The sequence below is a fragment of the Pseudomonas sp. S3E17 genome, from assembly GCF_024168685.1.
Classification (GTDB): domain Bacteria; phylum Pseudomonadota; class Gammaproteobacteria; order Pseudomonadales; family Pseudomonadaceae; genus Aquipseudomonas; species Aquipseudomonas marginalis.
This window is the reverse complement of record NZ_JALJWE010000001.1, coordinates 531,895-553,425: the sequence shown is the minus strand read 5'-3', so window position 1 is coordinate 553,425 and position 21,531 is coordinate 531,895. Positions and strand designations below refer to the sequence as shown.

Sequence of the window (21,531 nt, the reverse complement as noted above, 5' to 3'; positions counted from 1 at the left end):
CGTACTTGCCCCGAAGCTCCAGAGCCCAAGACACAAAAATCCAGTTACGCAAGAGTCCTACAAACGGATCCTGCTTTAAAAATTGCGATACGCGCCAAAAGACGCACATCCCTCATTGCACCAGGCTGCACATAGATAACCTGATTGGCAAAGCACAAGGCAAGGCCATCCGCAGGCACATATCTTGCACCGAACAGCCCGGCTGGCGCCATCAGCTTGCCCACCAGTAACCCTGGGGCAGCGACGACGACATGGCACGGCCCGCCATCCAGCGAAACCAAAGGTGTTGAAAATCAAACAGGGAGGGATGCTCCCGTCACTTTACGTCAAGGGAGCTTTGCCAGGATCAATTGCGAGCCGCCTGAGAGGCGCCTGGCAAAAAATCGGTGAGAATGCATCCCTGCACAAAATAGGCGCCGATCATAGCAGCTCAAAGAGCGTCGAAAAACATCCCCAGGCCACTCTTGGTGCAAAAACCGGTCTAAGTCGTTGATCCTCCACATGCCCAAGCCGCCCATCAATCACTTTTGTTGACTTACCAGACCTCTCGTGTACGCTTGGTGCGCCCCTGTTTATCAGCTGCGGCTGCACAACAGTTCGGCTGTTCAAAAGATTCGGAGCGTTATAAAGAAGTAAATAGGGAAGCTCTGCTTCGAAGTACTCCAGTCAGATTAGGAAGTCGATAAAGTGAAGGATTGGAGAGATACCGTAGTCTCGCCGAACACTCCGTTGCGCGAAGCGATTGTCCGCATCGACGCCTGTGGGATGCAAATGGCGCTGGTGTTGGATGATGAGGAAAAACTGGTCGGACTACTCAGCGACGGTGACGTGCGCCGGGCAATCCTCAAGGAAGTCCACTTGGAAACGCCTGTTGCCGAGGTGATGAATCATGCGCCGCAAACTGCGCACGCGACATCTTCCAGTAACGAACAATTGAACCTGATGCGCCGTGGGGTTCTGCACCACCTGCCACTTCTGGATGACGAACAGCGCGTCGTCGGCTTAGCCACTCTCGATGCCCTGACGGGCATACTTGAACGCCCAAACTGGGTGGTATTGATGGCTGGCGGCCTGGGACAACGGCTGCGCCCCCTGACAGAACACTGTCCAAAACCGATGCTGATGATTGCCGGAAAGCCCATATTGGAGTGCATTCTGGAGAGTTTCATCGAGCAAGGGTTTCGCAACTTCTTTCTCTCCGTCAACTACCTCGCCGAAGTAGTACGCAATCACTTCGGGGATGGCAGCAAATGGGGTGTGCGAATTCGCTATCTGGAAGAAAACAAACGGCTAGGCACAGCAGGTGCGTTGTCGCTACTGCCCAAACGCCCGGATCACCCTATTCTGGTAATGAATGGCGATCTCTTGACCCATGCACGCTTCGACGATTTGTTGCAGTTTCATGAAGATCACAACGCCGAAGCCACGATGACAGTACGCGAGTACGACTTTCAGGTGCCCTACGGGGTAGTGAAGGTCGATGGCTCGACCATTACTGGCATTGATGAAAAACCGATACACAGCTTTTATGTCAACGCGGGCATCTACGCCATTTCGCCTTCAGTGCTCGACCAGATTCCTTCTGGCACTTTTTACGACATGCCGACAATGTTCGAGGACTTGATCGCGGCCAAAAGAGCCACTACGGCATTTCCTCTGCGCGAGTACTGGCTTGACATTGGTCGCATCGAAGAATTCGAACGAGCACAACATGAATGGTCTGCGCAAAAAACCGAAAGGCAGCCTGCAAACTAACGCCAAACAGCACAGTGAATTTTCCATGAAAAAAATGCTTTTGCTTCTGACTATTTTGACCGCTACCGCTGGCAGCATTGCTGGCTGCGATCAATCGTCCGACAAACAAGGACAGGCTCTTGGCCGCCCCGCCAAAGCGACCCCTGCGGTAACCCTTGAAAATCAGGCGCTTGAACTTGCACTGTCTTCGCCTGAAGGCGCTGCACAATTGGCTGCAAAATCCCCGGAAACCGTTGCCGTCGCGGCAATGCAAGCGTCTGAAAAGGCGCTCTCTGAAATCAAGTCCTCGCCGGAGTCGGCAATGCTGAGGCTTGATGCCTACGTGCAGCTTGCATCGGCCGCTTCTGCAGCAGCCCCGCAGTCACAAGTTGCGAAAGACGCAGCCCAAAAGGCCAAGAGCGCCAAATTGCGTGCCACAGCGGCAATCAAGGATGCTAAATAGATAGCAACCTTACCAAAAAGTGTGGCGGGCGAGTCGTTACCACGAGTAACTCACGTTTCGACCGCTCCATGAACTGTGCAACGGTCGACGGCAACACTCAGAGACCTGCGAGCCGCGTTTTTTGCGAAAGAATTTCTATCCTAGTTTTCCAACACATAACGACTTCATTAGCTTAGCGACGGAGATGTCAGGACGATGCACGCAACAAAAGGTGAGGAATGAAATTGGGCTCTCCACTCCCTGGCAAAAATGTGCTTTTTGTCGTAAACGAAGCCGGGGAGTTCGTCGAGCTTCGCCGTGTCGCAGTAGCTGCCAAGATGGCAGGCTACGACGTCAGCTTCCTTTTCGTACAAGCGGGCTATATCAACCTCAAGCCTGACCGTGCGTTTTGCCGCATGAACGGCTTCGGTGCTTACTACCCGGGGCGTCCGTTGAAACGCTCTCTATTGTCGATGAAGTACGAAAAGATCGCGAAGGAGCTTGAAAACGGTTATATCCCTCACTCCTTGGTGCAAAAGGCCAATCCCAAAGGTCGAGCATTCACATGGGCCGGCCTGATTCTGACGACAGTGCTCAGTCCATTTTTCAAGCTGCACGACTTCGCCACGCGCACCAAGCAAAAGCGCACGGAAAAAGCCAACAGCAAAAACTTCCAACCGTTTAACTACGCGCGTCAGTTATATAAAGTCCTCAAGCCTTCAATGGTGGTTTTCGGCCAGGAATTCCCGGGCTCGGTGAATACCCTGCTGACGAAAATCTGCAACAAAGATAACGTCCCAACACTGATCGTCCCGTTCGCCGTAGGCACGGCCAAGGAAATGGTCGAAAGCCTTTCCGACAAACCGATGTACGAAGCGGACAGGAATATCCTTAACAAACTGGCGGCGTTTCTGTTTCCGCACTGGGTCAACTACTACGCCTCGAAGAAACTCCTTCGTCTGCCCGGCCAGCGCATATTCTTGCTGGAAGCCTTCGGTTTTGCACCGGAACACCCCTGGATCCCCAATAACAGCAGCGTGACCTGCATCGCCGTCGAAAGCCCGGAAATGGAGCGTTACTATCGCCGCATGCGCTTCCCGGAGAAACAGTTGCGCTTGACGGGGGCCGCATACGACGACGTCATGCATGCCGCAAGAGAGTCGCAAACCGCCCGAGAGCGTATTTTCCGACGACTGCGCCTGGATCCTGCAAAGCCTTTGCTCGTCTGTGCCTGGCCCACCGACCAATATGGCTCACGCAGCATCCCAATGGAGTTCCAGGACTACAAGGCACTGTGCAAGGCCTGGGCTAAAGCCCTCGCAAGCGTCAGTCGCTTTACTGATTTCAATGTGGTAATTCGTCCACACCCCGTCACCGACCCCGAACTGTTGAGTGAAGTCCTCAGGCCCTATCGCCTGCATCACCGGGTGACCGATATCGACACACTTGAACTCGTTCCCGCGTGCGACCTGTTTGTCGCGTGCGTGTCGTCCACTCTGCGCTGGGCCACGGCGTGTGGAATTCCAGCTATCAACTATGACTGCTACGACTACGGCTATACCGACTTCGATAACGCCAAAGGCCTTGTTACGACCAACCGCTACAGCGTCTTCCAATCGACCCTGGAGCAATTGACCGACAACAAGGAAGCGTACGCCGAGGCCCGAGCCAATCAAATTGAATGCGCTCATGAATGGGGCCTGCATGACGGTAAATCGATGGCGAGAATTATCGACCTGTTCGACGAACTGACCAGCGCTCAGCCTCTTTCCACCCCCTCAACCAGAACCTGACCCTCATGAGTACCGAAGAAAAAATCCGCCCGCCTCTCAAGGAAACGGTCGTCAACAATTCCCGCCGTTTCGACCTGCGCGGACTGATCAGAACCCTATGGGATTTTCGATTACTGTTGTGGGTATTCTGCAAGCGGGATCTGAAGGGGCGTTATACGCAAACGATATTCGGCTTGGGCTGGGTCGTTCTGACCCCACTCATTACCGTTGGCGTATTCGTTATCGTGTTCGGCATCATGGTCAAGGTGCCGACCGATGGGCTCCCCACCATTATGTTTTACCTGGTGGCGGTCATACCCTGGTACGCCTTCATGAACGTCCTTAACCCCTCGGTCCAGATGATCGAAGGCAACGCAGGCCTGATCACCAAGGTCTACTTCCCTCGCCTGCTCATTGGCGGCGCCTACGCCGTAGGCGCGGCCGTTGACTTCCTGATCGCCTACACGTTACTGATTACGCCGTTCGCCATTATCTATGACGTCTGGACGATTCAATTGCTGCTCATCATGCCGCTCCTGCTGGCCTGCACACTCATGACAGGCCTGGGCATAGGTCTGATGCTCGCACCGTTAAATGCCAAGTATCGAGACGTGAAGCATTTGGTCCCGCTGGCATTACAACTTTTTTATTACTCAACACCTGCCATTTACCCGGTCTCGGCTGTCCCGCCTTGGGCTAAACCCTGGTATGCAGTCAACCCTCTCTCTCTGGTAATTACCGGTTACCGTGATGCCATGCACGGGCATTGGCCAGCACAATCCACCCTGCTTACGCTCATTGCCATTGCGGTGACTTGCTTCTCGGTTGGCGTCTTTATATTCCAGCACTTCGATAAAAATGTGGTAGACACCCTATGACGTGGGCTATTCGTTGCGAGAACGTTTCCAAACTTTATCGGATCGGCAAGTCTAACGTTACAGCCGCCGAAATGATCAATATGCGTATTCGGTGGATGCTCGGTCGAGTCATTAACCCGATGCAAAAGTCGAAAACTGCGAAACCGGTGGAAACCACTCACGAATCGCACACCATTCTCGACGCCACGCAGACCCAAGACGCGCCCCCCAATCACTTCTGGTCTCTGAAGGATGTGGACCTGGAGATAAAACAAGGTGATCGAGTCGGTATTATCGGTCCCAACGGTTGCGGCAAAAGTACACTGCTGAAAATCCTGTCCAGAATCACATCCCCCTCCCATGGTGGCTTTCGTTTCCGTGGACGCTTGATCAGCCTGTTGGAGATCGGCACAGGATTTCACGGCGATCTCAGCGGTCGCGAAAACATCTACCTGAACGGCTCGATCATGGGCATGAAACCTCAGGAAATCAGCCGCCGTATCGAGGAAATCATCGAGTTCTCAGAACTCGGCGAACTGATTGACACGCCGGTGAAGCGTTATTCCTCAGGCATGTATGTGCGCCTCGCCTTTTCCGTGGCAGCGCACCTTGAATCCGAGATTCTCATCGTCGATGAAGTTCTGGCGGTCGGTGATGCCGCGTTCCAGAGACGCTGTACCGAAAAAATGCTTCAAGTAGCCGACCAGGGACGCACACTGCTGTTCGTCAGCCACGATATGGATGCCGTCAACCGTATCTGCAATAGAGCCGTACATATGGCTCACGGCCGTATCATCAACGACAGCAAAATCGAACTGCCAAAAAGCGACGAAGACCCGCAACTTTCTACACAAAGCGTTTCAGACATCACCCGTTCTTATATACGTTCAGGCATTCAACTGACGCCGGCAGTCACTTGGGCTGAGGCCAGCGCGCCGATGTTTGACGACTGTGTAAGGCTCGATTCGATCATGGTGCTTGATCACAACGGCAATCCGAGCCCCGAATTTGACGTAAAGGAAGAGTTTGTCATCGAAGTCAAGTTCACGGTACTTGAGGCGAAGTGGCCGATTAATGTGCACCTTCACCTGAAAGACCTGGCGGGCCATTATGTCCTGGTGAGCATGGACAACCTGTACACAGGAAGCGAAATCCGGGCCGTGGGACAATATGTCGAGCGCTGCACCGTGAAGTCGCCGCTGCTCAATGTTGGGGACTATCGCATCGATGTCGAACTGTGGCCTGGCGCTGAAATCGACCACCGGATCATCAAACAGGCCGTTATCAGCTTTACCGTTGCCGATGACAGTGAGGCGACCGGGGTTCGTGGGAACTGGCCCAACGCATGGCCCAACTGCATGGTGCGGCCTCACCTGTCCTGGGACGTAGATATGCCCGTAAACCGTCAGGCGCGATAGTCAGTGGTCGCGGACAATGCGCACGCCCTTTCCCCCGCCTCTCGGGGGAAAGAGGTAATTTTGATCTCGTCTCCACATCAACTTTTACATGCTCTCTGCGCGCTACGCTTCGATAGAGAATCCAGGAATATTGCAAGAGAAAGCCCCGCCACTCTCGTGCTCTGGTCCTATCAACTAATGGACCACTCACCACACTCACAAAGCCGGCAATTCTTTGATGCTGCTCTTAAAAGTTTCCCGTTCGTCACCGCAGTGCTGCCATCCCTGAAAGAACGAAAAGGGCCTCTGTCACCGTACCGAAAATTGTCAAAACGCTCTGAGTGGCTCCGTGAGTACTTGAATATCACTCCCGGAGAATGCCCCGCGTTCTACTACGCACACGATGCCAGTTCAGAACATACTGCGCAGGCGTTCATGCAGGCTTTAGCAGCAAAACGGAACATCTGTTATGGAGACTCGCCTGGCTTTCTCTATCCACCCACAAAACCCCCTGCCCCGGCCTTTGATGTAAGCCTTCGTGGGCTTAAACATTTGTTTTGGTTCAGCCGTGTCAACATCGACAGCGAATGGCTTGCAGCAGAGAGAGCGTTGACCGTCATCGATTTTGACGACCTGGACCGCACCCTTCCCGGCCCCGAACACAGCATCATACCTACCGAAATCCTCGTCCAGACGCTCAGCACCCTGAAAAGATTTTTTGCACCCGTACTCCAGCTTGAACAGGAAATTGCCACAAGATCAAAAACAGAGCCATCCTGGTTACTCATCCTCAGCAACTTCACGAGCAGTAAACTGACTGATGAGTCTGACGAGCTTGAACTGTATGTACAAATCTGCAGAAAATACGTGACGCCGGGCAGCACCCTATTTATTAAAAAACACGCCGGAACGCCTGCCACATTCATTGCGCAGCTAATACAGCAACTTGATAACTATAATGCAAAAAAACTGCCTGACAGCCTGGATTGCCTGCCGATCGAGTTCCTAGGTCACGTACTCGAATCTTGCGGCATTATTTCCGTTTCATCCGCATCAGCGCTACTGAGTTTATTGCAAGCCCCCCATCTTATTCACGCACTGACTGCGCAAAACATTGATAAGTTCTTCAGGCCCGCCCACAAAGAATATATGACTCTGGCCAACGAAAAAATACTAAAAAACACCAGACAGACCTCAGCACCACTTCGCCCAACACCTCTAAGAATTAAATAATGCTCCGTCTCAATATAAAAGCCGCTACTCCCATATTTATTGCTGCACTGATAGTCCTCAGCGTTGCAACGCTGATCATTTCCCTGCACAAGGAGACTTACGACGACGCTACTATTATTGAAAGCATTCCCTACACCATCAGTCGGCCAGGAAACTATAGGCTTGAGCGGTCATTGAACAGCGATCGTAACGGCATTGAAATCCTTGCCAGCAATGTCACCATCGACCTTAATCAAAATACAATCACCGGACCGACTGACGGCGACAATACCGGATTCGGTATTTTTTCGTTCGGCCAAAGCAATATCACCATAAAAAATGGACGTATTCGCGGTTTCCAGTACGGAGTATATCTTTCCGGCCTCTCCGATCTCGCCACTCACTCTTCAATGCTGGAAGGACGCGATCATTTAGTCGAAGGCATGAATATTCGCTTCAGTACATTCAGAGGCATTCGGGTTGAGGGTGAGAATTCAGTCATTTCTGACAATATGGTCTCGGACATCGGTGGCGACACGACTACTGACAACGCTTATGCCATGGGCATCGAAACTTATGGCAAAGAGGTCCTCATTCAAAACAACAGCATCATGGAAGTAAGAGGCCAAGGCATTCAGGACATCAGTGAGGGAGTAGGCATTTCACTCTCGCGCTATGGCGAAGGCAGTGTCGTAGACAATAATCGCGTCGCCAATCGGGAGCTCGAAATAAGCAGCACATCTCCCGCCTGGAAAAGCAGATCAAGGTCTACTTACGGCATATGGGTAGGTGGCGATGGCATCAGGGATGTCGTCATCAGCAACAATCGGGTCAACAACTTCAAGCAAGGAATAACGTTTAAGCGATCCGAGTCGGGCTCTTTTCTTGGCAACCGGGTCACCAATGCGTTTATCCCTTATTACCTCCCCGACAATCACGACAGAACAAGAGTGGCAGATCTAGGGCAGAATACTTCGGATGAAGAGACTCTTGATTTGAAACCGGGCCGGGCAACACCCGGCCAAATCGAAACCGTGGAGCCCCCTTACCTGACCTACCTTTCACCGCTGCACCGTCGCTCCAACCCGGCCTTTCTTCCTCGACCGAATCCATCCAATGGTGACGACATCATCATTGGAATCGGCGAGCGGAATATGGTCGATTACTGGTCCCCGATCGACCCAAGCAAGCCCGACAACCCCGTATTCATTGATCTGGCCGCAGGACGAGCGTCTGGCGGCGGTGGTAACGATCGTCTGATCAACATTCGAGGCGCCCAGGGTTCGCCCTACAACGACGTGATCCTCGGCGATGCCCACGACAACTTGCTGGCTGGCGGAGGTGGCAACGATCGTATTGAAGGCGGGGAAGGAAATGACTATCTCTATGGTGATGATGGAGACGACGAGCTTTTTGGCGGTCCAGGTGATGATGTTCTGGATGGGGGTGAAGGCAACGATATCCTGTGGGGTGGCCCTGGCGCTGACACTTTTATTTTCTGGAAAGGCAGCGGTGGCGGAGAAACTATCATTGGAGACTTTTCAGGTAGTGCCGGTGAGCAAGACAGAATTGACCTTGCAGGTATTTTAGCTACCTTCGAAGACGTACTGGATGCCTCGGTAGAGGTGGGCGACGACTTGCTTATTACGCTGAACGCAGATGATTCAATCTTGCTGCTCAATATAAAGAAAGAAGAACTCACCCCAGCTGACTTCATCTTCTGACATAGACATACAACTATCAGGCGCTTGCCAACCGGCTCGCGCCGCCTTTGTTCTATACGCGGCGCATAATTACCGCGACCACCAGACCGAGATTCCCGATCAGCGTCTGACGATAGACTCCTGAGCGCATAAAACCCCAAAGCCGCCCAAAAAACCTATTCTTTCTCGCCTCGGAAAATCGCTCAAGGATCTTTCTGTTTTCCGCGGTGAACCGATGGCTGATTACCTGCAACGAAACAATATTGTTATCAATCCAGCGCTGATAACGTCCACGCCAAAGTTCCTTTGCACGTTTACTGTTGTTACGAAACCCACGATTGGTACCGATGCAATTCAAACTGTGCTGGCGATAACGCACAGTGGGCGTTGAGTCATAATAAATTCGACCATTACAACCGCTGACAATCATGTAAGCCCACCAATCGTGAGACGCCGCAGGCACACGATCACCCGCCTCACGGATCAGATCCATCAGTGCCTGGTTGAAAACCATGGTATTTCCACCTGCAATATTTTGAACGAGTGCGTTCTGAAATGTTGCAGGCTTTGAAAAAAATGAGGAAAAACCGATACTCTGGCCATGCTCATCAATTAGCTCAGTGCGCGAACAATAGAGTGCCGGCACAGAACTATCGCCACCGGCAAGCTTATCTACAGCTATCTGGAGTTTATCCTCATTCCAAATATCATCCTGATCGCACCATGCATAATAGTCGGCATTTACATCAGCTCGACAACTAACGGATAAAAAATTCCGGGCAAATCCCTCAACTGGGCCGTGAGTCAGTTCAATGCACTCATGCCCCAAGCGCTCAACGTGAGCTGTAACGATGGCTCGTGTAGAATCACTGGAGCCATCGTCAGAAACATAGATTTTAAAGTTCTGATGGGTTTGACGAGAAATTGAAGCTATTTGCTCTTCGAGGAAGCGTTCACCATCTCGTGTGCACAACAATACGGCGACAGAAGCAGTAGCAGCCAAGCCCACACCATCCATTGGTACGTGATCGGGATCTAAGCCTATTGAAATCCTGTTTACAGTCACGTTTCGTAAATCCCCAAAATCCAAGTATCAGTGCCGATAGCAATAAAAATTTGCGTTTCACAAGCCGAGAATACTTTCGAGCTGTTTCTCTAGCGTAAAGTTCAAATTCGATACGCACAAAAAGCGCGACCAGCGCAAATCAGAAAAATCCGTTCTCGAATTGGCATTTTCCACTCCAGCTGTACGATTGTCTATCCTACTCTGAGTGAAAATCGATTCTCTAACACATTGCAAATTGCCACTAGTCAAATGTTCACCACTTTCCATGTAGGAAATACCTTACACATACGGCGGCAGACCTTGTTAGACGAAACAGCAGTAGCCCTCAAAAACTCATGAATGGAAGGCCCTTAATATTTTTCTGGCGCCCTATAAATGGGAGTTTCGTCCAGTATTTATTGGCATTCACCTCAAAAACACAATTTTCGAAATGTAAAAAGCGCTCTAATACCCTCCTGTCGATTGGTTTTAAAGATCCTGGAGTTCGCAATGCCCCATGAAGGCAATCTGTTACAAGCAGCCGTGGTGTTCCTGCTCGCCGCCGTGCTGACCGTGCCCCTGGCCAAGCGCCTGCAATTGGGCGCAGTGCTGGGTTATCTGTTTGCCGGTGTGATCATCGGCCCGTCGGTATTGGGCCTGATCGGTAACCCGCAAAGCGTCGCGCAGTTCTCCGAACTGGGCGTGGTGTTGCTGCTGTTTATCATCGGCCTGGAGCTGTCGCCCAAGCGTTTATGGGTGATGCGCAAGGCGGTATTTGGCGTGGGCCTGGCCCAGGTGCTGCTCACCGGCCTGGTCATGGGGGTGGTGGCGTTGTGGCTGTTTGGCCAGTCGTGGAACAGCGCCATCGTGCTCGGCCTTGGCCTGGCGCTGTCCTCCACCGCGTTCGGCCTGCAAAGCCTGGCCGAGCGCAAGGAGCTGAACCAGCCCCACGGGCGCCTGGCGTTTGCGATCCTGCTGTTCCAGGACATCGCCGCGATCCCGTTGATTGCCATGGTGCCGCTGCTGGCCGGCAGCGATCATCCGGCCACCGAAGCCCAGGGCCTGCAACACGTCCTGCAGATCCTCGGCAGTATTGCCGTGGTGATCATCGGCGGGCGCTACCTGCTGCGGCCGGTGTTTCGCATCGTCGCCAAGACCGGCCTGCGCGAAGTGTCCACCGCCACCGCCTTGCTGGTGGTGATCGGCACCGCCTGGCTGATGGAACTGGTGGGTGTGTCCATGGCCCTCGGTGCCTTCCTCGCCGGCCTGCTGCTGGCGGACTCGGAGTACCGCCACGAACTGGAATCCCAGATCGAACCGTTCAAGGGCCTGCTGCTGGGGCTGTTCTTTATCAGCGTGGGCATGGGCGCCAACCTCAGCCTGCTGCTCAGTTCGCCGCTGGTGGTGATCGGCCTGACCCTGCTGTTGATCGGTTTGAAGCTGCCGCTGCTGTACGCCGTGGGTCGTATGGTGGGTGATCTCAACCGCGAAAGCGCCCTGCGCCTGGGTGTGGTGCTGGCGGCGGGCGGTGAGTTCGCCTTTGTGGTGTTCAAAATCGGCCGCGACCAGGGCCTGTTCGAACCGCACCTCTACGACGTGCTGGTGCTGACCATCACCCTGTCCATGGCCGTCACCCCGCTGTTGCTGCTGGTCTGCCCCAAGCTGTTCAAGCCCAAGGTCAAGCCGGTGGAAGTACCGGAGGAATATCGCACCATCGAAAGCGATGCGCCGCGCGTGGTGATCGCCGGCATGGGCCGTATGGGCCAGATCGTCGCGCGTATCCTGCGCGCGCAGAACATCTCCTTCATCGCCCTCGACACGTCGGTGGAAACCATCGAGCTGACCCGCAGTTTCGGCGGCATGCCGGTGTTCTACGGTGATCCGCAACGTCCGGAGATCCTGCACGCCGCCAAGGTCGACCAGGCGGAGTTCTTCGTGATCGCCATGGACGACCCGGAGATCAATATCAAGACCGCCGAACTGGTGCGCAACCTCTACCCGCATATGCAGATCATCGCCCGTGCGCGTAACCGCCAGCACGTGCACCGCCTGGTGGACCTCGACGCCTCGCCGGTTCGCGAGACCTTCTACTCCAGCCTGGAAATGAGCCGTCGCACCCTGGTGGGCCTTGGGTTGACCCAGGCCCAGGCCGACGCCCGCATCACCCGCTTCAAGCACCACGACCTGCAAGTGCTCGCTGCCCAGCACGCGGTGTACGACGATGCGGCCAAGGTGATGCAAACCGCCCAGGAAGCCCGGGCGGAACTGGCGCGACTGTTTGAGATGGATCGACTTGAGGAAGAGTCCGACAAGGTGTGAGGCTAAGGGCGAACGATATTGCGAATTTTCTGACAGAATGTGCCGCAATTTCGTTCACCCCTGGAGCGCTTCATGGCCACGTTCACCAAGACCGCTATCCTGCTGGCCCTCGCGCTGACCGCCGGCAGCGTCTTCGCCGCCGCCAAGCCGGCCACGCAAACCATTTCCACCTTGGGCGGTAAGTTCAACTTCAATCTGCCCAAGGCCTACGCCGCCGACACCCTCCCGACCGGCAAGGCCGAGGACGGCACCGCTGATACCCAAGGCACGATGTACGCCAACCAGAGCACGAAAAGTGTGGTGATCGTCGCCGAAACCGTGCGCAACGACGGCGTAACCATCAAGGACAACGACCCGCAGTTCCTCGATGGTGCCGTGGCCGGTTTCGTCAAGGACCAGAGTGCAGCCCTGCCCGACTTCAAGAAGCTGAGCGAGAAGAAACTGACCTTCAAGGGCCTCGGCCTGCGTCAGGTGGACAGCACCGCCACCCAGGGCGGCGGCAAGACCTTGAACTCCACGTTCCTCGGCGGCTCCGGCAACCACTTGTTGGTAATCCAGGCGATCTCGCGGGCCGATGATGCGAAGGGGCATGCAGAGCTGGTGAAGCAGATTACCGGCGGCAAATAACAAAGAGTCCTGACAACACCCATCAAAGGTCGGAGGGAGCTTACCCTAATGCCAGTCAGTTAAGCGTACATCGCCTCCTGTAGGAGCGAGCTTGCTCGCGAAAAACGTCAACGATAACGCGTGCCTCCTGAATAAACGCGGCGCCTGTGAGTTTTTCGCGAGCAAGCTCGCTCCTACAAAAAGCCTTAACTGACGGGCATTAGGGCAAGCCCCTTCCCACCTTCATTCAGCGTGCTCACTTCAAATTCGTTTCCAGCCACGCTTTCAAGTCCTGCACCTCCGCCTCACTGACCGTGTGGTTCATCCCCGGATAGCCATGAAACTCCGGCTTCAATCCAAGCCCCACCAACACCTCATTTGCCCGCGTCGCCGAGGCATAGGGCAGTGCCTGGTCCAGGGTGCCGTGGCCGATAAAGATCGCCAGTTTGTTCAAGCGCTCATCCGGCTTGAGCTCAGCCTTGAGCACCGGCAGCACGCTGCCACTCAGCGCGGCAATGCCACGCACCAGCTGCGGGTCACGTAAAGCCACCTCATACGCCATGATCGCGCCCTGGCTGAACCCCACCAGGAATACCCGGTCAGGCTGGGTGTGATACTTGGCGGTGGCCTGGCCGACAAAGTCCTTGATCAGCTTGGCGCTGCTGTGCAAATCGGCGGTCACACCATCGTAATCGCCGTCACCCGGGGCCTTGGTAAACCAGCGAAAGCCACTTGGCTGCACCGGTGTCGGCGCGCGGGCCGACAAGTAGGTCCAGGTGGACGGCAGTGCGTCCTTGATGCCGAACAGGTCTTCCTCATTGCTGCCGAACCCGTGCAGGAAAATCACCAGCGGCTCGTTGCGCGCATCGCCCTGGGTCTGTTCCAGATACGCCAGCGGCAAATCGGTGTGCAACTCGGAATCGGCGTGGGCAACGCCGGCCACCAGGGCCAGCGCGAGGGCAAGCAGTTTGAGCATGGGACGTGACCTCATGGTTTGCGCAACAAGTAAGTGTCCATGATCCAGCCATTCTCCAGGCGCGCCGCCTTGCGCACCCGTTCGATCTGTTCCGCCACTTCACTGACCTTGCCGCTGATCAATATCTGATCCGGCGTGCCCAGGTAGGCGCCCCAGTAAATCTCCAGGTCCTGATGGGCCACCGTGCGGTAGGAATCTTCAGCGTCGAGCATGACCACCAGGGTATCGGCCTCGCTGGCCTGCCCCGCCGCCAGGCGACGCCCGGTGGTGATCTCGATGGACTTGCCGATACGGTTCAACGCCACCTTATGCTGGGCCGCCAGGGCCTGCACACTGGTAATGCCGGGAATCACCTCGAATTCAAAGACGCAGCGGCCACTGGCCAGGATCGCCTGCAGGATGCGAATGGTGCTGTCGTACAGCGCCGGGTCGCCCCAGGCCAGGAAAGCGCCCACTTCATCGTCGGCCATCTCCTCGTTGATCATGCGTTCGAAGGTGGCCTGCTTGTCGCGGTTGAGGTCCTGCACGGCGGTGGTGTAGTCGATCTCACCGCGCACGCGCTCGGGGCAGTCGGCCTCGACAAAGCGGTAGCCGGGTTCGGTGATATAGGTCTCGCAGATCTCACGGCGCAGGTCGATCAGCTTGTCCTTGCTCTGGCCCTTGTCCATCAGGAAAAACACGTCGGTGCGGTTCAGCGCCTTCACGGCCTGCATCGTGATGTAGTCAGGGTTGCCGGCGCCAATGCCGATGATCAGGATGCGTTTCATGGGTTGCTCTCATTGCGGGGCGTGGATTTTGCCATGTTCACGCACTCAGGCGTGAGTTTCCAGGCGCAGGCGCCACACCGTGTTGAAGCGCAGCTCGGTGGCGGACAGCGGCTCGACGTCGATCCGGTAGAACATCGACACCGGGCACTGCATGACATGCAGCAACGCGGCGCGGATGACAAAGGGATGGGTGATGGCCACGATGTGCCCCGGTTGGGCCTCCAGGGTTTGCATCCACTGCGCCACCCGCCTGCACACCTGATCGACCGACTCGCCGCCATGGGGCGCGCTGGCACTGTTGGTCAGCCAGACCTGTAATTCGTCGCTGTCGACATGACTAAGGCGTTGGCCTTTCCACCGTCCCAAATCGCCATCACGCAGCGCGTCGTCAATGACCGCCTCACGGCCATACAAACCCGCCGTCTGCCGGGCACGTAACTCAGGTGCACAGAGCAAATGTGTGTTTTTTGGATAGCGATTGGCCAGCGATAACGCCGCGCCTTGCCAGTCCATTGCAACGCACTCGTCATCAGCAAAGCGCCCCTGTTTTTGCAGGGACGTTGCGGCATGGCAGATCAAGGTCAGGCGGGTGGCTTGCATTGCGGGTCGCTGATACGCAGAGATCGAGGCGTCCAAGCCTGGCGCAGTTAACCCGATGACGCAACGCCTTCGTTCCCACGCGGAGCAAGGGAACGATCATTGGCCGCGCACTGCAGCGCTAGTCAAACCACTCCCGCCGCCCCTCGAACGTACCGACGATCAACTCGACGATCATCTGCACCGCCTCGGGATGGCGCACCTGCGCATTCACCGCCAGCCACACCTGGCGCTGCATGCTGTCCTCGGCCAACAACCCCGGCAACGCCACCAGCCCCCGGTCGAAGCTGCTCATGTAGTGCGGCAGCAAACCGATGCAGGCGCCGCAGCGGATCATCTCCAGCATCAGCGAATAGGCATGCACCTGCACCACCGCCGCCTGGCGTTGTTGCACCACCTGGTTCCACGGCTGCAGGGCCTCGACCTGGGCGTCCGGCTGCCATTGCACCAGCATGTAGTCAGCCAGGTCTTCCACGCTGTCCGGGCGCGTGGTCAGGCGTGAATAGCGCTTGGCGATATGCGGCAGGTACCGCAATCGCGCCAGCGCCCGCGGCGGTTCGGTGACAAAGCTCGGGCCGGGCACCGGGCCGTCGGTGTCCGCCAGCCACAGCACCACATCCACGTCCACCGCTTGCAGGGACAGGTGGCTGTCGAGGGAGATGATCTCCAGGCGCACGCTGGCATTGCGGCGCAGCAAGGCGATCAGGTCGCGGCCGAGGATGTCGTGCAGGATCGGCTCGGCCACCGCCAGGCGAATCAGCGGCTGTTCCAGTACCGGCAGGCGCCGTTCGTGGGCCAGGGCGATCAGTTGGGCCTGCAATTGCTGGCCGTCGCGGCTGAGCACCAGGCCGTTGCCCTGGTAGCTGAACAACGCATGGCGCAGGTGTTCCTCCAGCTGGGCCAGGCGCTTGCGCAACAGGGTTGCCTTGATATTCAGGCTGCGCGCGGCCTGCATGAAACAGCCGCAGCGCGCACTCACCAGAAAGTAGCGGGCCACCTCCGGGTCGATCTCGCTGGCCAGGGCCAGCCAGGCACTGCGTGGCTCGGTAGGTGCACGGTAAGCAGTGGGCCCCTGTGGGGCAGACGGTTCAAGAAATGCCATGGGAGACTCCCTGTCTGGTTGGTCTGTGCATCCAATGCGGGTTGAGGCGTGTTACTCCAGCACTTTGTTCAACTCGGCGCCGTCGATACTCAAGGTCGCGGTGTTGAGCATGCCTTCCAGGTAGGCCTTGGCGATCTGTTCCTGGCGCTGGGCGCGCAGGGCCTGGGTCAAGCGTTCACGCAGCTCGTCCAGGGTGGCGGTACGCGCCGGCTGCTGGCCGATGAGCTTGAGCACATGGAACCCGGCCGGGCTCTGCACCACATCCGAGACCGCGCCGACCTTGAGCCGCGCCACCGCGCCGCGCACCTCCGGCACCAGTTGCTGCAACGGCTGCATCCCCGAATCGCCACCGCGCGCGGCACTGTCGGGGTCCTGGGAAAACTGCGTGGCCAGGGCGGCAAAATCAGCCGGCGCGGCCTGGGCCTTACGGCTCAGTTCCTGGGCCTGGCGCCGTACGGCATCGAGGTTTTGCGGGTCATTCACCGCGAGGAAAATCTGGCTCACCTGGTACAACGGCGGCGTCACCCATTGCGCCTTGCCGCTGTCGTAGGCCTGTTGCAGTTCGGCGGCGCTGGGGTAGTCGGCCGGTACCTGGCTGACCGAGAGCATGTAGTCGCGAAACACGATCTGCTCGGCGGCGGCGCGGGTCTGCTGCTCCACCTCCGGGCGCTGGCGCCAGCCCTGGGCATCGGCCTGTTCAAGCACGGCTTTTTGCGCCAGCCTCGAGCGAATCCAGGTTTCCAGGGCGCCACGGTTGCCGCGCAGTTGCTCGCGGGATTCGGCCGGCAGGCTGGCCAGCACGCTTTTCAACTCCGCCAGGTCGATCTGCTGATTGCCCAGGCGCGCCACCGCTGGCCCGCTCGGCGCGGGATTGATCACCGGCGCCGGTTGCTGCGCCGCCACCGGGTCGCTGCCCGGCCGCAGGCTCAACGCCACGGCCACCACCAGCACAGCCAGCGCCCCCGCGCCGAGCATCAGGGTTGGCTTTTTCACAGCACCGCCGCCTCTTCACCCACCACGGCGGCCTGCAACTGCGCGGCCTGCTGGCTGTACTCACGCAAGTAAACGATAAACTCCTGCAACAGGCGGTCCCACAACTCCAACTGGCTGCGCAGGTGCGTGACGCCAACCCCGGCCACCACCACGTCCATTTCCATCAGCAGGAACTCGCCCTGCACCGACAACCGCGCAAAGCGCCGCGAGGCGTTCCATACCGGGGCCAGGCCTTCGGGCAACTCGCCCTGCACCCGCAGCGCGCAGCTGTAGGTGAAGTCCACATAGCTGCCCTGCTCCGCCGCCGGGTTGCCGAAGCGCACGGCGAAGCCGATGCCCTGGCTGGCGCTGAGCAACTGCACGATGCCGTTCTGTTCGCTCTGGTTAACCCGGTAGCCGGCGTCCTGCAACAGGTCGGTGAGGCTCTGGACGGTGACGCTGGTGATCAATTCGCTCATGGTGATCTCTTCCTTGTCTATCAGTGATTGGCGGCTGCCTGGGGCGCATCAAAACGGCTCTTGTACAGGTCGTCGCCAAAACCCTGGGCCAGTTCCTCGAACTTGACCCGTACGCTGCTGGCGAACGGCTGGCGAATGCTCATCACCTCGGCCACATCGATTTTTTCGTAGGCCGCGAGCAACTGCTGGGCCACGCCGTACATCTGTTGATTCTTGACTGAACATTGCTGCACTTGTGTGTCACGTTCACTTAAGGCCGCCTGCAGGCGCGCACGCTCGACTTCCTTGCCCTTGGCCAGCATCAGCAGTTCGTCATAGGCCTTCTTGAACTTGCCGATCTGCTCGTTGCTCGCCGCCACCTGGGCTTGCGCCTGGCTGTGCAGGCTCTGTTGCTGACCGGCCAGTTGCTCGGCGGTGCCACGGGCCTTTTCCAGCTCGGCCGTCAGTTGCTTGATTTGCGCCTGGGCCTGTTTGGCCTGGTTTTCGGCGGCCAGCCGTGCGGCACTGGCCTGGGCCTGTTCGCTTTGCAGCGCCTGCAATTGCTGGGTGGTGCTGCGCAATTGCGTGCGCAGGCGTTCCTCCATGCCTTCGGCCGACGCGCCGGTACTCACCAGCAGCAGTAACAGCGCGCAGATTCGTGTGTTCATGTGGCGTCTCCCTGCGCATTAAAAGCGCGTGTTGAGTTCCAGTTGCATCACATCGACTTCGAACGGCTGGCCATACACTTCGGAGGCGCTCAACCAACGCGCACTGGCGTAGATGTTCTTGTCGATACCGTAGTTGCCGCCGATGAAATAGCCCTTGGCGTTGGTGCCGCCCAGGTGGAACGACGAGTCGTTGAAGCCGTCGGGCAAGGCGTCGGGCTGGATGTACTTGTAGCCGGCCAACAGGTTCCAGTCGCCGCGCTTGCGCATCTCCAAGGCGCTGCCGAGGGTGAACGAGACCATCAGCGCATTGCCGCCACTTTCAAACTGGCCGTTGCTGTTGATGTTGTTGACGATCTCGCCTTCGCTGCGCTTGAGCATCTCGCCCTTGTCGTAGGCCAGGTTGTGGATGAAGTTGGCCTGGCTGCGCAGCTTGAAGTCGCTGGGCAGGTCGCTGTCCCACACCAGGTTGAGGTCCAGCACATCGAACTTGGACGCCAGGCCTACGTATTGCGGGTCGGGCGTGCGGACAGGATCAGCCGGGTTGGTGGTGTTGTTGCGCAGGTTGAACACCGTGTTGCCTTTTTGCATGAAGGCCACGCGCGTGCCGTCGGTGTCGCAACCTGCCGCGCCCTGCCAGGTGGAGCAAGGGCTGGAGCGCTCGCCTTCGATGTCCTGGAACTGGTAGTAAGCGGCCGCGAGTTTGAGGCGGTTGCTGCGGTTGATCTTCCAATCCGCGCCGATCTGCCCGCCAAACAGCCATTTGGTGTCGCTGTCTTCCTTGTCGATACCATTGGTGCTGGCGGTGTCGGAGGTGTACTCCACCGGGAAGGCGCCAAGGGTACCGAACAGGCCCCACTCGCTGTTGAGGCTGTGGTTGAAGATCGCCGCCACGCCGTCGAAGTTGAGGTCGTTGGAATACATCATGTCGGTGGAATAGAACGGGTTGCCGATGCGCCCGGCGGTCAACGTCATGTAATCGGTGGTTTTCCAGCTCAGGTAACCCTGGTCGAGCCAGATGTCCTTTTTGCCAAAGCCGCCGCCCAGGGTCTGGGTGGTGGACACCGGGTTATTGTCGGAGCCGGTGGCGATGCGAATGCCGGCGGTCCATTCCGGCGAAATCACCGCTTTCATGCCCAGGCGTGCACGCAGGCGGAACAGGTTCTCGCGGTCCTCGCGGGTGTTGAGCAGCGGTGGGAACTTGGTGTTGGAGTTTTTGTTGACGTCGTACGGGCCGGTGTCATTGAGCTTGGCAAAATCAGTGATGTTGTTGCTGTTATTGCCCGAGAAGTAGCGCGACTCGTCGCGCAGACGAATATCGCCATCAAAGCTGATGCGCGAGATCCAGTCGGGGAACGTATTGGGCTGCGCCCAGTTTTCCTGCTTGGCGGTGGACATGACTTCGGCTTTGACCTGGTCGCGGATCTGGTCGCGCACCGCCTGCGGCACGTACTGCACGCGCACATCCCCAGGCGCGGTCGCCGGGCCGCTGGCAACCACCGGCGCGGCATTGGCCTGGCGGGCCTGCTGGGCTTCCTTTTCGGCCTGGGCGATCAGCCCATTGGCGGTATCCTGGGTCAGCACACCTTGCTGCACCAGCAGGCGGATCAGGTTGATGGTGACGTTTTCCGAAGGCGCAACCGGGGCGGCCGCCGCCTGCCCGACCAGGGTCGCGATGACCATGCCAACCGCCAGGGTCAGTCGATTCACGGGGGAAATCATGTGTACGCAACTCCTGTAAAAAACCGTAGGTAAGAGGTTTCGTGCAATCAATCCGGGCGCCGGCCCTTGAGGGACAGGCGCATGGGCAGCGTCAGCGACGCCGGAGGTTTCTGGGTGGCGCGAGGCGCACGGATCAGCGCCAGCATCTGCGCGTCGGTGTCGGCATCCCCGCTGGACTTGGCCACCAGCGCCTTCGTCACCTGGCCGTCGGCGCCCAGCCACAGGTCGATCTGTATCGCAAAGGCCTTCTTGCGCAGCTCCGGGTCTTCGCGCATCAGGCGTTGATAGGTACCGGCCAGGTACTGCTTGTACGTGCCGGTCCCCAGCCCGCCGCCGCCACTGCCGGCCATGCCGCCGCCCTTGCCGGCACCGATGTTGAAGCCGTCGTTACCGGACTGCGCGTCGCCGTCGATCTGCATCGGGTTGGCCAGGTCTTCATTTGGTGAAGGCGGTGCTTCCTCGGCCGGCTTGACCTCTTCGGGCTCGGGGCTGGGCACCGGCTCCGGGACTTTCTCTTCAACCTGGGGCTCGGGCTCCTTGGGTTTTTCCGGGGGTGGCGGCGGCGGTGGCGGCAACGGAATAATCGTCGGCACCTTCGGCGCTTCACGGCGTACGCCACTCATGTCATTGGCCCACTGCCAGAGAAACCAGGCCGCCACGGCGCCCAGCAACAGCCCGGCGCCCCACTTCAACGGGCGCAACGGCGGTTTGTTCTTCACCGGCAATGGCGCGATCGGGATCTGTGCGGTCATCACTCAGCCCTGGCTCGGTTTGCCGGTGACCAGCCCGACCTGGGACAGCTCCAGCCGGCGCAGCAGGTCGAGCACCTCGATGACCTTCTGGTACTGCACCATCGCATCGCCGCGCACGATCACCGGGAAGTCCGGGTTCAGCGCTTTCTCGATGCGCAGGCGTTCTTCCAGTTCGCCGAGGGTCACCGGGTACGCGTCGAGGAACACCTGGCCGCCGTCATTCACGGAGATGGCCTTGGTCTTGGCCTCCGACAGCGACACCGAGGCGCTGGCCTTGGGCAGGTGGATCTGGATCCCCGAGACCTGGGCGGTGGCGGTGAGGATAAACATCACCAGCACCACCATCAGCACGTCCACCAGGGGCGTGATGTTGATGCTGTCGACGGCTGCATCATCGTCATCGTCGTGGGAGGTATTTACGGAAGCCATGGCG

The 21,531-nt window shown here is 57.6% G+C and carries 20 protein-coding genes; 9 read left to right on the top strand and 11 right to left on the bottom strand.

The window, feature by feature from the left end:
• Nucleotides 1–687 precede the first annotated feature (687 nt).
• The 7 genes from J3D60_RS02275 (at nt 688) to J3D60_RS02245 (ending at nt 9,138) form a co-directional block, all read left to right on the top strand.
• The gene (locus J3D60_RS02275) at nt 688–1,755 is read left to right on the top strand and encodes a nucleotidyltransferase family protein (protein WP_065939805.1); all 1,068 of its coding nucleotides are present in this window, start codon (nt 688–690) and stop codon (nt 1,753–1,755) included.
• A complete protein-coding gene (locus tag J3D60_RS02270; protein WP_141157445.1) occupies nt 1,712–2,197 on the top strand; it encodes a hypothetical protein in 486 nt (161 codons plus the stop codon). Before J3D60_RS02275 ends, J3D60_RS02270 begins: the two co-directional genes overlap by 44 nt.
• Before the next feature lie 218 nt (nt 2,198–2,415).
• Nucleotides 2,416–3,969, top strand: a complete 1,554-nt coding sequence (locus J3D60_RS02265; RefSeq protein WP_065939807.1) for a hypothetical protein — start codon at nt 2,416–2,418, stop codon at nt 3,967–3,969.
• A 5-nt stretch (nt 3,970–3,974) separates the two neighbouring features.
• Nucleotides 3,975–4,826 (top strand): ABC transporter permease, encoded by an 852-nt coding sequence (locus J3D60_RS02260; RefSeq protein WP_032885379.1) that lies wholly within the window; start codon nt 3,975–3,977, stop codon nt 4,824–4,826.
• Nucleotides 4,823–6,223, top strand: a complete 1,401-nt coding sequence (locus J3D60_RS02255; protein WP_065939808.1) for an ABC transporter ATP-binding protein — start codon at nt 4,823–4,825, stop codon at nt 6,221–6,223. Before J3D60_RS02260 ends, J3D60_RS02255 begins: the two co-directional genes overlap by 4 nt.
• A 336-nt stretch (nt 6,224–6,559) precedes the next feature.
• Nucleotides 6,560–7,435, top strand: coding sequence for a hypothetical protein (locus tag J3D60_RS02250; RefSeq protein WP_253489326.1), 876 nt, complete (start codon nt 6,560–6,562; stop codon nt 7,433–7,435).
• The gene (locus J3D60_RS02245; RefSeq protein ID WP_253489323.1) at nt 7,435–9,138 is read left to right on the top strand and encodes a right-handed parallel beta-helix repeat-containing protein; all 1,704 of its coding nucleotides are present in this window, start codon (nt 7,435–7,437) and stop codon (nt 9,136–9,138) included. The genes J3D60_RS02250 and J3D60_RS02245 overlap by 1 nt, the downstream gene beginning before the upstream one ends.
• Nucleotides 9,139–9,190: 52 nt before the next feature.
• Here the strand turns inward: J3D60_RS02245 and J3D60_RS02240 are convergent, their stop codons facing one another.
• Entirely contained in the window at nt 9,191–10,126 is a 936-nt protein-coding gene (locus J3D60_RS02240) for a glycosyltransferase family 2 protein (RefSeq protein ID WP_253493940.1), read from the bottom strand.
• Nucleotides 10,127–10,672: 546 nt separating this feature from the next.
• Here J3D60_RS02240 and J3D60_RS02235 point away from each other — a divergent pair.
• Both J3D60_RS02235 and J3D60_RS02230 read left to right on the top strand, forming a co-directional pair.
• Nucleotides 10,673–12,481, top strand: a complete 1,809-nt coding sequence (locus tag J3D60_RS02235; protein WP_065939811.1) for a monovalent cation:proton antiporter-2 (CPA2) family protein — start codon at nt 10,673–10,675, stop codon at nt 12,479–12,481.
• A 72-nt stretch (nt 12,482–12,553) separates the two neighbouring features.
• Complete coding sequence (locus tag J3D60_RS02230; protein WP_065939812.1) at nt 12,554–13,108, top strand: hypothetical protein; 555 nt, start codon at nt 12,554–12,556, stop codon at nt 13,106–13,108.
• A 235-nt stretch (nt 13,109–13,343) separates the two neighbouring features.
• Here the strand turns inward: J3D60_RS02230 and J3D60_RS02225 are convergent, their stop codons facing one another.
• The 10 genes from J3D60_RS02225 to J3D60_RS02180 form a co-directional block, all read right to left on the bottom strand.
• Nucleotides 13,344–14,063 (bottom strand): alpha/beta hydrolase, encoded by a 720-nt coding sequence (locus J3D60_RS02225; protein ID WP_065939813.1) that lies wholly within the window; start codon nt 14,061–14,063, stop codon nt 13,344–13,346.
• Nucleotides 14,064–14,074: 11 nt separating this feature from the next.
• Nucleotides 14,075–14,830 carry a precorrin-6A synthase (deacetylating) gene (gene cobF, locus J3D60_RS02220; RefSeq protein WP_253489320.1) on the bottom strand — a complete coding sequence of 252 codons (756 nt, stop codon included), beginning with the start codon at nt 14,828–14,830 and terminating at the stop codon, nt 14,075–14,077.
• Nucleotides 14,831–14,875: 45 nt separating this feature from the next.
• Entirely contained in the window at nt 14,876–15,430 is a 555-nt protein-coding gene (locus J3D60_RS02215) for a histidine phosphatase family protein (protein WP_253489317.1), read from the bottom strand.
• Nucleotides 15,431–15,548: 118 nt separating this feature from the next.
• Nucleotides 15,549–16,529 (bottom strand): LysR family transcriptional regulator, encoded by a 981-nt coding sequence (locus tag J3D60_RS02210; RefSeq protein ID WP_065939816.1) that lies wholly within the window; start codon nt 16,527–16,529, stop codon nt 15,549–15,551.
• Nucleotides 16,530–16,580: 51 nt separating this feature from the next.
• Nucleotides 16,581–17,522: a peptidylprolyl isomerase gene (locus J3D60_RS02205; protein WP_065949044.1), complete on the bottom strand. Its 942-nt coding sequence runs from the start codon at nt 17,520–17,522 to the stop codon at nt 16,581–16,583.
• A complete protein-coding gene (locus J3D60_RS02200; RefSeq protein ID WP_253489314.1) occupies nt 17,519–17,980 on the bottom strand; it encodes a YbjN domain-containing protein in 462 nt (153 codons plus the stop codon). The genes J3D60_RS02205 and J3D60_RS02200 overlap by 4 nt, the downstream gene beginning before the upstream one ends.
• Before the next feature lie 20 nt (nt 17,981–18,000).
• The gene (locus J3D60_RS02195; RefSeq protein ID WP_253489311.1) at nt 18,001–18,627 is read right to left on the bottom strand and encodes a DNA repair protein; all 627 of its coding nucleotides are present in this window, start codon (nt 18,625–18,627) and stop codon (nt 18,001–18,003) included.
• An 18-nt stretch (nt 18,628–18,645) separates the two neighbouring features.
• Nucleotides 18,646–20,346 (bottom strand): putative porin, encoded by a 1,701-nt coding sequence (locus J3D60_RS02190; protein ID WP_253489307.1) that lies wholly within the window; start codon nt 20,344–20,346, stop codon nt 18,646–18,648.
• A gap of 47 nt (nt 20,347–20,393) precedes the next feature.
• Complete coding sequence (locus tag J3D60_RS02185; RefSeq protein ID WP_065924370.1) at nt 20,394–21,098, bottom strand: energy transducer TonB; 705 nt, start codon at nt 21,096–21,098, stop codon at nt 20,394–20,396.
• 3 nt (nt 21,099–21,101) lie between these two features.
• Nucleotides 21,102–21,527: a biopolymer transporter ExbD gene (locus J3D60_RS02180; RefSeq protein WP_016980095.1), complete on the bottom strand. Its 426-nt coding sequence runs from the start codon at nt 21,525–21,527 to the stop codon at nt 21,102–21,104.
• Nucleotides 21,528–21,531 lie beyond the last annotated feature (4 nt).